Origin of the sequence: Azospira restricta (assembly GCF_016858125.1) — a bacterium.
GTDB lineage: Bacteria > Pseudomonadota > Gammaproteobacteria > Burkholderiales > Rhodocyclaceae > Proximibacter > Proximibacter restrictus.
On the sequence record NZ_CP064781.1, the window covers coordinates 1051327 to 1064529 of the forward strand.

Sequence of the window (13203 nt, forward strand, 5' to 3'; positions counted from 1 at the left end):
GCCCGCACAGGAGGATTCCGATGCGAGATCCGCGTGCAGATCGAGACGCGTCGACGCTGTCGCCGGCAGGCGACAGTCGCCGGCCGGGCGCGCCGCAGCTCGGCGAGGATTCCTTTCGCCGGGTCGTCGAATGGGCGCCGAGCGCGATGGTGATGATCGACGGCGACGGCGTGATGGTGCTGGTCAACGCGCAGACCGAACGCATGTTCGACTACGGCCGCGAAGCACTGATCGGACAGCCGGTCGAGATGCTGGTCCCGGAACGCTTCCGCGGCAACCACCGGCTGTTCCGCGGCGGTTTCTTCGTCGATCCGCAGCCGCGGCCGATGGGCGCCGGCCGCGACCTGTTCGGCTGCCGCGCGGACGGCAGCGAATTCCCGGTCGAGATCGGCCTCAACCCGATCGACACCGAAGCCGGCGTCATGGTGCTGGCGTCGATCGTGGACATCACCGAGCGCCGCCGTTCGCAGCAGCGGCTCGAGGACGCGCTGCGCGAGAAGATGGTGCTGCTGAACGAGGTGCACCACCGCGTGAAGAACAACCTGCAGGTGATCACCAGCCTGCTCAACCTGCAGGCCGGCCATGCCAGCGATCCCCGCCTGCGCGCGATCCTCGCCGAGAGCTGCGGCCGCGTGAAGGCGATGGCGCTGACGCACCAGCTGCTCTATGAGCGCAAGGACTTCTCGCGCCTCGACCTCGGCGAATACCTGGAGCGCCTGGTACAGTCGATCCGCGCCACCTACCGCGCCGGCAGCAGTCGCATCGGTCTGCGCCTGGCCGCCCCCGAGGCCGGCATCCCGCTCGACCTCGAGCGCGCGATTCCCTGCGGCCTGCTGCTCAACGAGCTGGTGACGAACGCCTTCAAGCACGCCTTTCCCGGGGAACGTGCCGGCGAGATCGTGATCGAACTGGCAACGGACTGCGGCGAAATCATGCTCAGCGTTGCCGACGACGGCGTCGGCCTGCCGCCCGAGTCCGCCCTCGTCGAAAGCCCTTCCCTCGGCCTGCAGCTGGTACCGCTGTTCGTCGAACAGCTGCACGGCACGCTGACCGTCGAGCGCGGCGGCGGCGCGCGCTTCGTCGTGCGCTTTCCGCTGCACCCCGTCGAAAAGGAGAGCTTATGACCGCGCGCCTGCCGATCAATCTGATGCTCGTCGAGGACGAGCGCATCGTCGCCTTCGACCTGCAACGCCAGCTGCACGGCTTCGGCTACCGGGTCGGCGCCGTCGTCGCCAGCGGCGAGCAGGCCGTGCGCAAGGCGGCCGAGGAGAAGCCCGACCTGGTGCTGATGGACATCCACCTCGAGGGGCGCATGGACGGCATCGAGGCGGCCAGCGAGATCCGCGCGCGGCACCAGATTCCGGTCGTCTTCCTGACCGCCTACGCCGAGGACGACACGCTGCGCCGCGCCCTCGACAGCCGGCCGTTCGGCTACCTGGTGAAGCCCTGCGAAGGGCGCGAGCTGCATGCGACGATCCAGATGGCGCTGGCCCGGCGCGAGGACGAGGCGGCGGTCGAGCAGAGCGAGCAGCGCCTGAAGCTGGCGATCGACGCCGCCGAGCTCGGCGTCCTCGAATGGAGCCCGGAATCGCGACGGCTGAAGGGCGACGGGCATCTGCACGCGCTCTTCGGCACCCGGCCGCTGCCGCTCGACGAGCCGTGGGACGCCTTCATCGCCCGCGTCGCCGTTGCCGACCGGGCGCGCGTCGAAGCCGCGCTGGCGGCGACGCAGGCCGGCAGCGAGGCGGTCTGCGTCGAGTTCAGCACCGTCGACAACCACCTGCCGACGCGCTACATGGAGGCGCATGCCAAGGCCTATACTTCCGCCGGCGACGGCACGCGCGTCGTCGGCATCCTGCAGGACGTGACGCAGCGGCACCGCGACGAGGAACGCCTGCGCCAGTCGAGCGTCGTCTTCCATACCACCGCCGAGGCGATCGTCATCACCGACATGCGCCGGTGCGCGGTCGCGGTCAACAGCGCCTTCTCGCGCATCACCGGCTTCGCCGAGGAGGAGGCGATCGGCCGCGACCCCGACGCCCTGCTGCGCCTGATGCCCTGCCCCGAACGCGACGCCGCCTGCCTTGACGCCGACGGCGCCGGCTTCTGGAGCGGAGAAGTCGCTTGTCATCGCAAGGGCGGCGAGCCCTTCCCGGCGTGGCAGAACGTCAGCGTCGTGCGCAACGCCGCCGGCCGGGCGACGCACCTGGTCACGACCTTCTCCGACGTCAGCGCGATCTACGAGGCGCATCGCCAGCTGCGCCACCTCGCGCACCACGATCCGCTGACCGGCCTGCCCAACCGGACGCTGTTCGACGACCGGCTGGCGACCGCGATCGAGAACGCGCTGCGCCACGACGAGCGCTGCCTGTTGCTGTTCCTCGACCTCGACGGCTTCAAGGTGATCAACGACACGCTCGGCCACGCCGTCGGCGACGAGCTGCTGCGCGCCATCGGCGGCCGCCTGCGTTCGGTGATGCGCGCCAGCGACACGATCGCCCGCCTCGGCGGCGACGAGTTCGTCATCCTCGCCGGAAGCGTCCACCCGGACTACGCGGCGCAGCTCGCCGACAAGATCCTCGCCGTGCTGCGCGACCCGATCGAGGTCCGCGGCGAGACGCTGGCGGTCACCGGCAGCATCGGCATCGCGGTGTTCCCGGACAACGGCACCGACAGCCAGCAGCTGATGCGCGCCGCCGACATGGCGATGTACACCGCCAAGTCGGAGGGGCGCAACCGCTACCACTTCTACGCCGAAGACATGGCCGCGCGCGCCCGCGAACGGATGCGCATCGAGCAGGGATTGCGGCGGGCGATCGCCGCCGACGCGCTGGCCGTGCATTACCAGCCGCGCGTCGAACTTGCCGGCGGGCGCATCGCCGGCGTCGAGGCGCTGGTGCGCTGGCCGCACCCCGAGCGCGGCATGATCCTGCCCGGCAGCTTCATCGCCATCGCCGAGGAAAGCGGCATCATCGAGGCGCTCGGGCGCTGGGTGCTGCGCCGCGCATGCCGGGAAATGCTGCGCCTGCAGACGCCGCTGCGACTGGCCGTGAACGTCTCGGCGCGCCAGTTCCTGGCGGTGGATTTCGTCGACCACGTCGCGGCGACGCTTGCCGAAACCGGTTTCCTCGCGGACATGCTCGAGCTGGAGATCACCGAGAGCACGCTGCAGGCGACCGAGCGCAGCCTGGGCGTCATCGAGGATCTGGGGCGCCTCGGCGTCGCCGTCAGCATCGACGATTTCGGCACCGGCTACTCGTCGCTCGCGGTGCTGCGCGACCTGCCGATCCGGCGCATCAAAGTCGACCGTTCGTTCATCGTCGACCTCGCGCAAAGCGAGCAGCAGCGGGCGGTAGTCGAAGCGGTGGTGGCGCTCAGCCGGGCGCTGCGCATGTCGATCACGGTCGAAGGCATCGAGCGCGACGAGCAGGCGGCGATCCTCAAGCAGCTCGGCTGCGACGAAGGCCAGGGCTTCCTCTTTGCGCGCCCGATGCCCTTCGACGAACTGTCGCGGCGCATCGCCGATGGACAATGGCGGGGGTTGCCGGGCAAGATGCCGTCTTGATCCGCGGGCCGGTGCCGGCGCCGCGCTCCGGAACCCGACCATGGAACCTGTCCTCCTCCCGCGAGGCCGCCGCCCCGCCCGCCAACTCGCCGCCCCGACCGCCGGGAGCGGCGGCCCGCCCCATGTCCGCCGCCGACCGGCCCGCTAAGCCGCGCCGCCTGCGCGAGGGCAGCGAACTGCCGGAGCCGCCGGCGCTTCCCGAGGGCGTCGGCGAGACGGTATGGATCGACGTCATCCGCAAGATGGACGAGGTCTACAACGACCTGCTGCAGTACGAGGTCGCGCTCGAAGAGAAAAACGCCGCGCTCGAGGAATCGCACCAGTTCATCGAGAGCGTGCTGGCGTCGATGTCCGACATCCTCATCGTCTGCGACCGGCACGGCGCGATCGAGGAGGTGAACGCCTCGCTGCAGCGCTTCACCGGCCGGGACGAAGCGGCGCTGAAGGGCACCCCGGTGTTCGACCTGTTCGCCGACGAAGCGTCGCGCCAGGCGGTGTGCGAGTTCTTCACGCCGCGCCGCCGCGATCCCCGCCACGACGTCGAGCTGATGATCGCCGCCGCCGACGGCAGCGCGGTGCCGGTGTCGGTCAACTGTACGCCGCGCCTCTCCGGCGTCGGCAAGCTGGTCGGCATGGTCGTCACCGGCCGCCCGGTCGGCGAGCTGCGCCGCGCCTACCACGCGCTCAGGCAGACGCACGAGGAGCTGAAGCGCACGCAGCAGCAGCTGGTGCAGTCGGAGAAGATGGCCTCGCTCGGCCGCCTGGTCGCCGGCGTCGCGCACGAGCTGAACAACCCGATCAGCTTCGTGCTCGGCAACGTGATGGCGCTGCGCCGCTACGCCGGCCGCCTGCACACCTACATCGAGGCCGTGAACGGCTGCGACTGCGCGCACACGCCCGAACTCGAAGGCCTGCGCCGCGAGCTGCGCATCGATCGCATCCTCGAGGACATGGAGCCGCTGCTCGACGGCATGATCGAGGGCGCCGAGCGTACCCGCGACATCGTCGACGGGCTGAAGCGCTTCTCGGCGATCGACCGCCAGGCCGATGAGGCCTTCAACCTGACCGAGGTCGTCGAGCGCGCGGTACGCTGGGTGACGCGCGCGGCGCCGCCGAAGTTCGAGGTGGCGATGGAACTGCCGGCCGAGCTGCCGATGGTAGGCTCGTCCGGGCAGATGCAGCAGGTGCTGATGAACCTCGTGCAGAACGCCTGCGACGCGCTCGCCGGCACGCCGGCGCCGCAGTTGGAAGTGCGCGCCGCGCTCGGCGCCGGCGAGGTGATCGTGCTGACCGTCGCCGACAACGGCCCGGGCATTCCGCCCGAGCACCTGCCGCGGCTGTTCGACCCCTTCTTCACGACCAAGCCGGTCGGCCAGGGCACCGGGCTGGGCCTCTCCATCAGCTACGGCATCGTCGAGCGCCACGGCGGCCGGCTGGAGGCCGCCAACCGGCCGCAGGGCGGCGCGGTGTTCACGCTGCTGCTGCCGCTGGCGCCGTCGTGAACTGGAAAGCGGGAAGTGGAAAGCGGCTTTCCAGTTGTCCGCCGGCGGCGCGCTTGCGGGCGCCAAGTTGTTGATTCGTCAGTGTGGATGCGCTGGCACGAAGCTTGTTAGGGAGCAGCGAAAGGACTTCATCGGCCCATGGATACCCTGCCCAACGACTGGATGGCACTGGCCGCGCTGGTTTTCGCGCTCGGCATGAAGCACGGCTTCGACGCCGACCACCTGGCGACCATCGACGGCCTGACGCGCTGCAACGCCCGCGACAACCCGGCGCTGGCGCGCCGCTGCGGCGCGCTGTTCTCGCTCGGCCACGGCGCCGTCATCGTCGCCGTCGCGCTGCTGGTCAGCACCGTTGCCGGCGGCTGGCAGGTGCCGGACTGGGTCGATGCGCTCGGCGCCTGGATCTCGATCGCCTTCCTCGCCGCGCTCGGCTTCATCAACCTGCGGGCGGTGCTGCGCGCGGCGCCGGGCGAGCTGGTACGGCCGCTCGGCCTCAGGGGGCGGCTGTTCTCCCGCCTGCAGCGGACGACGCGGCCGCTGGCGGTGGCCGCGGTCGGCGCGCTGTTCGCGCTGTCGTTCGACACGATGAGCCAGGCGGCGCTGTTCGCGCTGACCGCGACCCGCTTCGGCGGCTGGCAGCACGCGCTGGCGCTGGCACTGCTGTTCGTGCTCGGCATGCTGGTCACCGACGGCATCAACGGCCTGTGGATCTCGCGCCTGATCCGCCGCGCCGACGCCGCGGCGCAGCTCGCCTCGCGCGTGATGGGCCTGGTCGTTGCCGGCGTCAGCCTGCTCGTCGCCGCCTTCGGCGCGCTCAAGTTCTTCTCGCCGGCGGTCGACGGCTGGAGCGACGGCAAGGAGCTCGCCTTCGGCGTGCTGCTGCTCGCCGTCGTCGCCGGCAGCTACCTGTTCGCCGTGCATCTGACGCGGCGGCCGCCGCTCGCGGCCTGAGCCCCTTCGCCGCGCCCGGCGCGCGGAGTAAGCTGGCGGCATGAAACTGCTCGCCTCGCTGGCGCGCATCGTCGCGCTCTCCCTCGTGCTCGTCATCGCCGGAGTCGCCATGTCGCAGGAAGGCCTGCTCTACTTCCCGGAAAAGGCGCCGCTCGCCGAACTCGCCCGTTTCGTTCCCGGCGCCCGGCCGTGGCCGTCGGCCGACGATTTCCGCGGCCTCGTCGTCGAGCCGGCGGCACGGCCGGCGCAGGGCACGCTGCTCGTCTTCCACGGCAACGCCGGCCACGCCGGGTACCGCGCGCCCTACGCCGAGGCGCTGGCGCCGCGCGGCTGGCGCGTGCTGCTCGCCGAGTATCCGGGCTACGGCCCGCGCGGCGGCGAGCTGGGCGAGGCGAGCCTGGTCGCCGATGCGGCGGCGACGATCGCCGCCGCGCGCCGTGAATTCGACGGGCCGCTCTACCTGCTCGGCGAATCGCTCGGCGCCGGGGTCGCCGCCGCTGCCAGCGACCGCGTCGGCCATGCCGGCATCGCCGGCCTGCTGCTGGTGACGCCGTGGGACACGCTGCTCAATGTCGCCGACTACCACTACCCGTGGCTGCCGCGCCGGCTGCTGGCGTGGTTGGTGCGCGACCGCTACGACAGCGTCGCGCACCTCGCCGGTTACCGTGGTCGCGTCGTCGTTGTCGTCGCCGAGCGCGACCGCATCGTGCCGGCGGAATTCGGCCGCGCGCTGTTCGCCGGCCTTGCCGCGGCGAAGGCGCTGCGCGTCGTCGCCGGCGCCGACCACAACGACTGGTTCGAACATGCCGACGACGCCTGGTGGCGAGAAACGATGCGTGCGCTGCAGCCGCCGGACGGGTCGGACCACTGACCCTGGCAATGTTCCAGTTGACTGACAAATCGCGGCGATCCGCCTGGCGCAAGCCTTTGCGGAACAAGGGCTTGCGCCGTTTCCGCTGGCGCAAATCCACAATTGGCTTTGCTCCCGAGCGGGAGTAAAGTGCACCTCTTTTTTCGCGGCCGGCCGGGGGCGTGCGCTCACCGTTTCCTGCCGCCAACATAACCAGAAGAGGCCACAATGGAGAAGGATCTGCGCGAAGCGGCGCTTGAATACCACCAGTTCCCGACGCCGGGCAAAATCTCGGTCCGCCCGACCAAGGGCCTGACCAACCAGCGCGACCTCGCGCTCGCCTATTCCCCCGGCGTCGCCTACGCCTGCGACGCGATCGTCGAGGACCCGCACAACGCCAGCCTGTACACCTCGCGCGCCAACCTGGTCGGCGTCGTCACCAACGGCACCGCCGTGCTCGGCCTCGGCAACATCGGCCCGCTGGCGTCGAAGCCGGTGATGGAGGGCAAGGGCTGCCTGTTCAAGAAATTCGCCGGCATCGACGTCTTCGACATCGAACTCGCCGAGAACGACCCGGACAAGCTGATCGACATCATCGCCTCGATGGAGCCGACGCTGGGCGGCATCAACCTCGAGGACATCAAGGCGCCGGAGTGCTTCTACATCGAGCGCAAGCTCAAGGAGCGGATGAACATCCCGGTCTTCCACGACGACCAGCACGGCACCGCGATCATCTCGGCGGCCGGCATGCTCAACGCGCTGAAGGTCATCGGCAAGAAGATCGACGAGGTCAAGGTCGTCTGCTCCGGCGCCGGCGCCGCCGCGATCTCCTGCCTCGACCTGTGGTGCGACCTCGGCATCCAGAAGAAGAACGTCACCGTCTGCGACTCGAAGGGCGTGATCTGGGTCGGCCGCGACGCCAAGCTCGACGAGACCAAGGCCCGCTACGCGCAGGACACCGCGGCGCGCACGCTGGCCGACGCGATCGTCGGCGCCGACATCTTCCTCGGCCTGTCCACCGCCGGCGTGCTCAAGCCGGAGATGGTGAAGACGATGGCGGAGAAGCCGATCATCTTCGCGCTCGCCAACCCGACGCCGGAGATCATGCCCGAGCTGGCGAAGGAAGCGCGCCCGGACGCGATCATCGCCACCGGCCGTTCGGACTACCCGAACCAGGTGAACAACGTGCTGTGCTTCCCCTTCATCTTCCGCGGCGCGCTCGACTGCGGCGCGACGCGCATCACCGAGGAGATGAAGCTGGCCTGCGTGCGCGCGATCGCGGCGATGGCGCAGGAGGAGGTCAGCGACGAGGTGGCGATGGCCTATCCCGGCCAGGAGCTCGCCTTCGGCCCCGAATACCTGATCCCGAAGCCCTTCGACCCGCGCCTGATCACCACCATCGCGCCGGCGGTGGCCAAGGCCGCCGCCGACTCCGGCGTCGCCACGCGGCCGATCGCCGACATGGCGGCGTACAAGGACAAGCTCAAGGAATTCATCTACCACACCGGCGTCGGCATGCGCGCGGTGTTCACCGCCGCCAAGCAGGGCAAGGCCGGCAAGGCCGCGCGCATCATCTACACCGACGGCGAGGACGAGCGCGTGCTGCGCGCAGTGCAGATCGTCATCGAGGAACGCCTGGCGAAGCCGATCCTGGTCGGCCGTCCGGACGTGATCGAGATGCGACTCGCCAAGATCGGCTCCAAGCTGCACATCGGCGAGCACTTCGAGGTGGTCAACCCGAACCGCGACGACCGCTACAAGGAATGCTGGACCGCCTACCACCAGCTGATGAAGCGGCACGGCATCACCATCGACCTGGCTAAGGCCCGCCTGCGCCAGGATACGACGATCATTGGCGCCGTGCTGCTCCGCCTCGGCTACGCCGACGGCATGATCTGCGGCGTCTCCGGCCGCTTCGCGCACCACCTGCGCCAGGTCGAGGAGATCATCGGCAAGGCGCCCGGCGTGAACACGCTGGCGGCGATGAACCACCTGCTGCTGCCGGGTCGCGCGCTGTTCCTGTGCGACACGCACGTGAACGAGAACCCGGACGCGGCGCAGATCGCCGAGATCGCCGAACTGGCGGCGCACACCGTGCGCCGCTTCGGCATCCAGCCGAAGGTCGCGCTGCTCTCGCACTCGAACTTCGGCACCTCGCAGTCGGCGTCGGCGCAAAAGATGGCCGAGGCCACCGCGCTGCTGCACGCGCGCGCGCCGGAGCTCGAGGCCGACGGCGAGATGCACGGCGACTCGGCGCTGTCCGAGGAGATCCGCCACCAGTCCGATCCGGATTCGCCGCTGAAGGGCGAGGCCAACGTGCTGGTGATGCCCAACCTCGACGCCGCCAACATCTCCTACAACCTGCTCAAGATGACCGGCGGCGAAGGCGTCACCATCGGCCCGATCCTGCTCGGCGCGGCGAAGCCGGCGCATGTGCTGACCTCGACCACGACCGTGCGCCGCCTGGTCAACATGACCGCGCTGACCGTGGTCAGCACCGGCATCTGAGCGCCGCCGCGGCTGCCCCGACAACGCCACCTGCGGGTGGCGTTTTTCTTGCTAGATTCACGGCATGAAACGGATCCTGTTGCTGTTCGCGCTGATCGGCCTCGCCGCCGGTGCGCCGGCGGAAACGCTGTCCGGCCGCGTCGATGCCGTCGTCGATGGCGACACGCTGCGCGTCGACGTTCCCGGCCACGGCCAGCTGCGGGTGCGGCTGGCCTGGGTCGCCGCGCCGGCGCGGCTGCAGGAGCACGGCGAGGCGGCGCGCTCCAGCCTCGGCGCGCTGGCCTACGGCCGTACGGTGCAGCTGGAGAATGCGCAGTTCAGCGGCGGCGAGTGGCGCGCCGTGGTGCGCGCGCCGGCGCCGGCCGCGCGCTGCGGCAACGCCGACTGCCCGCCGACGCTGGACCTCGGCCTCGCCCAGGTCGAACGCGGCATGGCCTGGCACGACCGGCGCAGTGCCGGCCAGCCGCAGCCGGCGCAGGCCGCCTACCAGCAGGCGGAGTTCGCGGCAAAAACCCGCCGCCTCGGCCTGTGGGCCGGCAAAAATCCGTTGCCGCCGTGGGAGTGGCGCGGGCCGCGCTGAGCGCCGGCGGCGCGCCGATTTGCTTTATTCCGGGATCGGGCGCATAGTGCGCGCCTGCGATCTTCAAGTAGTGTCGTTGCTGTCCGGTTCAATGCGCGCCTTCGCGCTGCATTTCTCCCTTCATCGCCCGCCGCCTTGACCTTCCTGCAACCCGGCCGCGCCGGGGCTGTCCGCATTCCCTTTTCCGCCCATCCCCGGAGGTTTGGTCATGGCCAAAGAAGAACTGATTGAAATGAACGGCGTCGTCGAGGAGATCCTGCCCGATTCGCGCTTCCGCGTCCTGCTCGACAACGGCCACGCGCTGGTCGCCTACACCGCCGGCAAGATGCGCAAGCACCACATCCGCATCCTCGCCGGCGACAAGGTGACGCTGGAACTGTCGCCCTACGACCTGAACAAGGGCCGCATCACCTTCCGCCACATCGAAGGCCGCGCGCCGATGGCGCCGCGCCGCCGCACGCACTGACGCTGCCGCCGGCGGCCTTTACGCCGCCGCTTCGTCGCAGCCGCAGCGGTTGATCTCGACCGACACGTGGACCAGTTCCGCGTGCCGCGCCAGTTCGCCGCGCACCGCCTCCGCCGACAGCGTCGCGTCGTGCGTGACCAGGCCGAGGATCACCGCGAAACTGCCCTTGCCGACGCGCCACACGTGCAGGTCGGCGATCCGCGTCGTCGCCGCCCATTGCGGGTGCGCCTCGATCACCTCGCGCACCTCGGCAACGACCGGGTGGTCCATCTCGCAGTCGAGCAGCACACGCCCCGCGTCGCGCGCCAGCGACCACGCCCAGACCGTGATCAACACGGCGCCGACGATGCCCATCAGCGGGTCCAGCCAGTCCCAGCCGAGCCACAGGCCGCCGGCCAGCGCGGCGATCGCCAGCAGCGAGGTCGCGGCGTCGGCGAGTACGTGCAGGTAGGCCGAGCGCAGGTTGAGGTCGTGGCCGTGGTCGTGCGGATGCGCATGCCCATGCTCGTGGTCGTGCCCGTGGTGATGGTGCGCGTTGCCGAGGATCAGCGCGCAGACGACGTTCACTGCCAGCCCGAGCGCGGCGACGACCATCGCCTCGGCGAAGCGGATCGGCTGCGGGTCGAGCAGGTGGCGCACCGATTCCCAGACCATCGCGCCGGCGACGCCGAGCAGGAACAGCGCGCTGGTGAAGCCGGCGAGGATCTCTATCTTCCAGGTGCCGAAGGCGAAGCGCGCGTCGTGCGCATAGCGCCGCGCCATCGCGTAGGCGAACGCCGACAGGCCGATGGCGAAGGCGTGCGTCGCCATGTGCCAGCCGTCGGCCAGCAGTGCCATCGAGTTGAAGACGAGGCCGGCGACGATCTCGCCGATCATCGCCGCGAAGGTGATCCACATCACCAGCCGCGCGCCGCGCTCGGCCGCCGGGTTGCCGGTGTCGAAGAGATGGGGGTGCCGCCAGGAGTCGATTTCGTGCATGCGCCCATTTTACGCGAGCGTTGCGGCCGGCCGGCGCAAGGCGGAGAGATGCGGGATAATTCCCGCTTCCGATCCCTGCGCCGTCGCCCGCCGCTGCCGTGAGAGTCACCCTCGTCCACCCTGCCGGCTTCAACTTCGTTCCCGGTCAGCCCGACTTCTCGGTGCTCGCCAACCGCATGGCGCCGATCGGCATCCTGCAGTTGGCGGCGTGGCTGGAGAAGCACGGCCATCCGACGGCGGTGCACGACTGCCTCGGTCCGTACGCGCCGCCGACGATTGCCGGGAACGCAGAGCGGGTACTGGCCACCGAGCCGGAGCTGGTCGGCTTCTCGGCGACCACCTCGGGTTTCCTGGACGCGCTGGAGATCGCCGCGCTGATCAAGGCGCGCCGGCCGGAGATCAAGATCGTCTTCGGCAACGTGCACGTCTCGTCGCTCGGCGCGCCGGTGCTCGCGGAATACCCGGAGATCGACTACCTGTGCATCGGCGAGGGCGAGGGGCTGCTGCTCGACCTGGCCGAGGGCAGGCCGCTCGCCGGGATCGGCAACCTCGTCTGGCGCGATGCCGAAAACGGCGGCCGCATCGTCACCAACCCGCGCCGCAACCGCATCCTCGACCTCGACGAGCTGCCCTTCCCCGCCTACGAGAAGCTGGCCGGCTTTCCGCAGGGCTACCACCTGCCGCTGTTCGCCTACGCGCAGCGCCACGGGGCGACGATGATCACCTCGCGCGGCTGCCCCTACACCTGCTCGTTCTGCGACCGCACGGTGTTCGAGCGGCTGTACAAGGTCAACTCGGCGCAGTACGTCTACGCGCACATGAAGCACCTGCGCGACCACTTCGGCGTGCGCCACATCAACTTCTACGACGACCTGTTCACCGCACAGAAGAAGCGCGTCTTCGAGCTGTGCGACCTGCTCATCGAGCAGCCGCTGGGCATGCAGTTCAACTGCGCGATCCGCACCGGCCACACCTCGGACGAGATGCTGGCGAAGCTGAAGCAGGCCGGCGCACTGATGGTGTCGATGGGCATCGAATCGGCCGACCCGGAGATGATGGCGCGGCACAAGGCCGGCGTGACGCTGGACGCAGTGAAGAAGACGGTCGAACAGATCCACGCCGCCGGCCTGCGCGCCAAGGGCCTGTTCATCTTCGGCATGCCCGGCGAGACGCCGGCGACGATCAAAAAGACCAGCGACTTCATCCTCTCGCTCGACCTCGACGAGATGAACATGACCAAGTTCAGCCCGCTGCACGGCGCGCCGATCTGGGACGAATGCATCAGCGGCCAGAGCGGCGATTTCGTCGAGGACTGGCGGCTGATGAACTGCCTCAACTTCGTCTTCAAGCCGCAGGGCTTCGAGTCGCGCGAGCAGATGGACGCGCTCTACAACTGGCATGTGCGCCGCTTCTACGACAGCCGGGGCTACCGCCGCCGCTTCGCCAAGCGCCTGTGGCAGCATCGCTGGAGCCTGTGGCATATCCTGAAGCATCTGCCGCAGACGATCGCCGCCGCGCGCTACTTCAGCGCCAACAAGGCGCAGCTGGAGCGGGCCAAGCGCGACTTCGCGCGCCACCCGCGGCAGCCGGTCGGCCTGCGGCCGGTGCTCAGCCCCGAGCTGCAGGCCGACGCGATCGCCGCGATGTCGCCGGTGAAGGTGTCACGGCGGCCGCAGGCGGCGGCCGCGCCATCGGCGGTATAATCCCCGGCCGGTTTTGCGGGGCGATTCCCGCAACAAAAACAACGAGTCGGCCCGTCGTTCGGGAACGGCCGGCGGCACAGGGGGAGAGGAAGTTCGAATG

General features: G+C 69.8%; 10 protein-coding genes. 9 read left to right on the plus strand and 1 reads right to left on the minus strand.

Annotation, left to right across the window (positions count from 1 at the left end; genetic code table 11):
- Positions 1-20: 20 nt before the first annotated feature.
- The 8 genes from IWH25_RS05090 to infA all read left to right on the plus strand — a co-directional run bounded on the left by IWH25_RS05090 (position 21) and on the right by infA (position 10422).
- Positions 21-1124 carry a sensor histidine kinase gene (locus IWH25_RS05090; protein ID WP_203388252.1) on the plus strand — a complete coding sequence of 368 codons (1104 nt, stop codon included), beginning with the start codon at positions 21-23 and terminating at the stop codon, positions 1122-1124.
- Entirely contained in the window at positions 1121-3565 is a 2445-nt protein-coding gene (locus IWH25_RS05095) for a two-component system response regulator (RefSeq protein ID WP_203388253.1), read from the plus strand. Before IWH25_RS05090 ends, IWH25_RS05095 begins: the two co-directional genes overlap by 4 nt.
- A 122-nt stretch (positions 3566-3687) precedes the next feature.
- Positions 3688-5067, plus strand: coding sequence for a sensor histidine kinase (locus tag IWH25_RS05100; protein ID WP_203388254.1), 1380 nt, complete (start codon positions 3688-3690; stop codon positions 5065-5067).
- A 138-nt stretch (positions 5068-5205) separates the two neighbouring features.
- On the plus strand, positions 5206-6018 hold the full coding sequence (locus IWH25_RS05105) for a HoxN/HupN/NixA family nickel/cobalt transporter (RefSeq protein WP_203388255.1): 813 nt from the start codon (positions 5206-5208) through the stop codon (positions 6016-6018).
- A 40-nt stretch (positions 6019-6058) separates the two neighbouring features.
- Positions 6059-6889, plus strand: coding sequence for an alpha/beta hydrolase (locus IWH25_RS05110; RefSeq protein WP_203388256.1), 831 nt, complete (start codon positions 6059-6061; stop codon positions 6887-6889).
- Positions 6890-7096: 207 nt separating this feature from the next.
- Positions 7097-9376, plus strand: a complete 2280-nt coding sequence (locus tag IWH25_RS05115) for an NADP-dependent malic enzyme (protein ID WP_203388257.1) — start codon at positions 7097-7099, stop codon at positions 9374-9376.
- Between the two features lie 64 nt (positions 9377-9440).
- Positions 9441-9956: a thermonuclease family protein gene (locus IWH25_RS05120; RefSeq protein WP_203388258.1), complete on the plus strand. Its 516-nt coding sequence runs from the start codon at positions 9441-9443 to the stop codon at positions 9954-9956.
- Positions 9957-10164: 208 nt separating this feature from the next.
- Positions 10165-10422 (plus strand): translation initiation factor IF-1, encoded by a 258-nt coding sequence (gene infA / locus IWH25_RS05125; protein WP_203388259.1) that lies wholly within the window; start codon positions 10165-10167, stop codon positions 10420-10422.
- Positions 10423-10440: 18 nt separating this feature from the next.
- Here the strand turns inward: infA and dmeF are convergent, their stop codons facing one another.
- Positions 10441-11400, minus strand: coding sequence for a CDF family Co(II)/Ni(II) efflux transporter DmeF (gene dmeF, locus IWH25_RS05130; protein ID WP_203388260.1), 960 nt, complete (start codon positions 11398-11400; stop codon positions 10441-10443).
- 98 nt (positions 11401-11498) lie between these two features.
- Here dmeF and IWH25_RS05135 point away from each other — a divergent pair, with 98 nt between their 5' ends.
- On the plus strand, positions 11499-13103 hold the full coding sequence (locus IWH25_RS05135) for a B12-binding domain-containing radical SAM protein (protein ID WP_203388261.1): 1605 nt from the start codon (positions 11499-11501) through the stop codon (positions 13101-13103).
- Positions 13104-13203 lie beyond the last annotated feature (100 nt).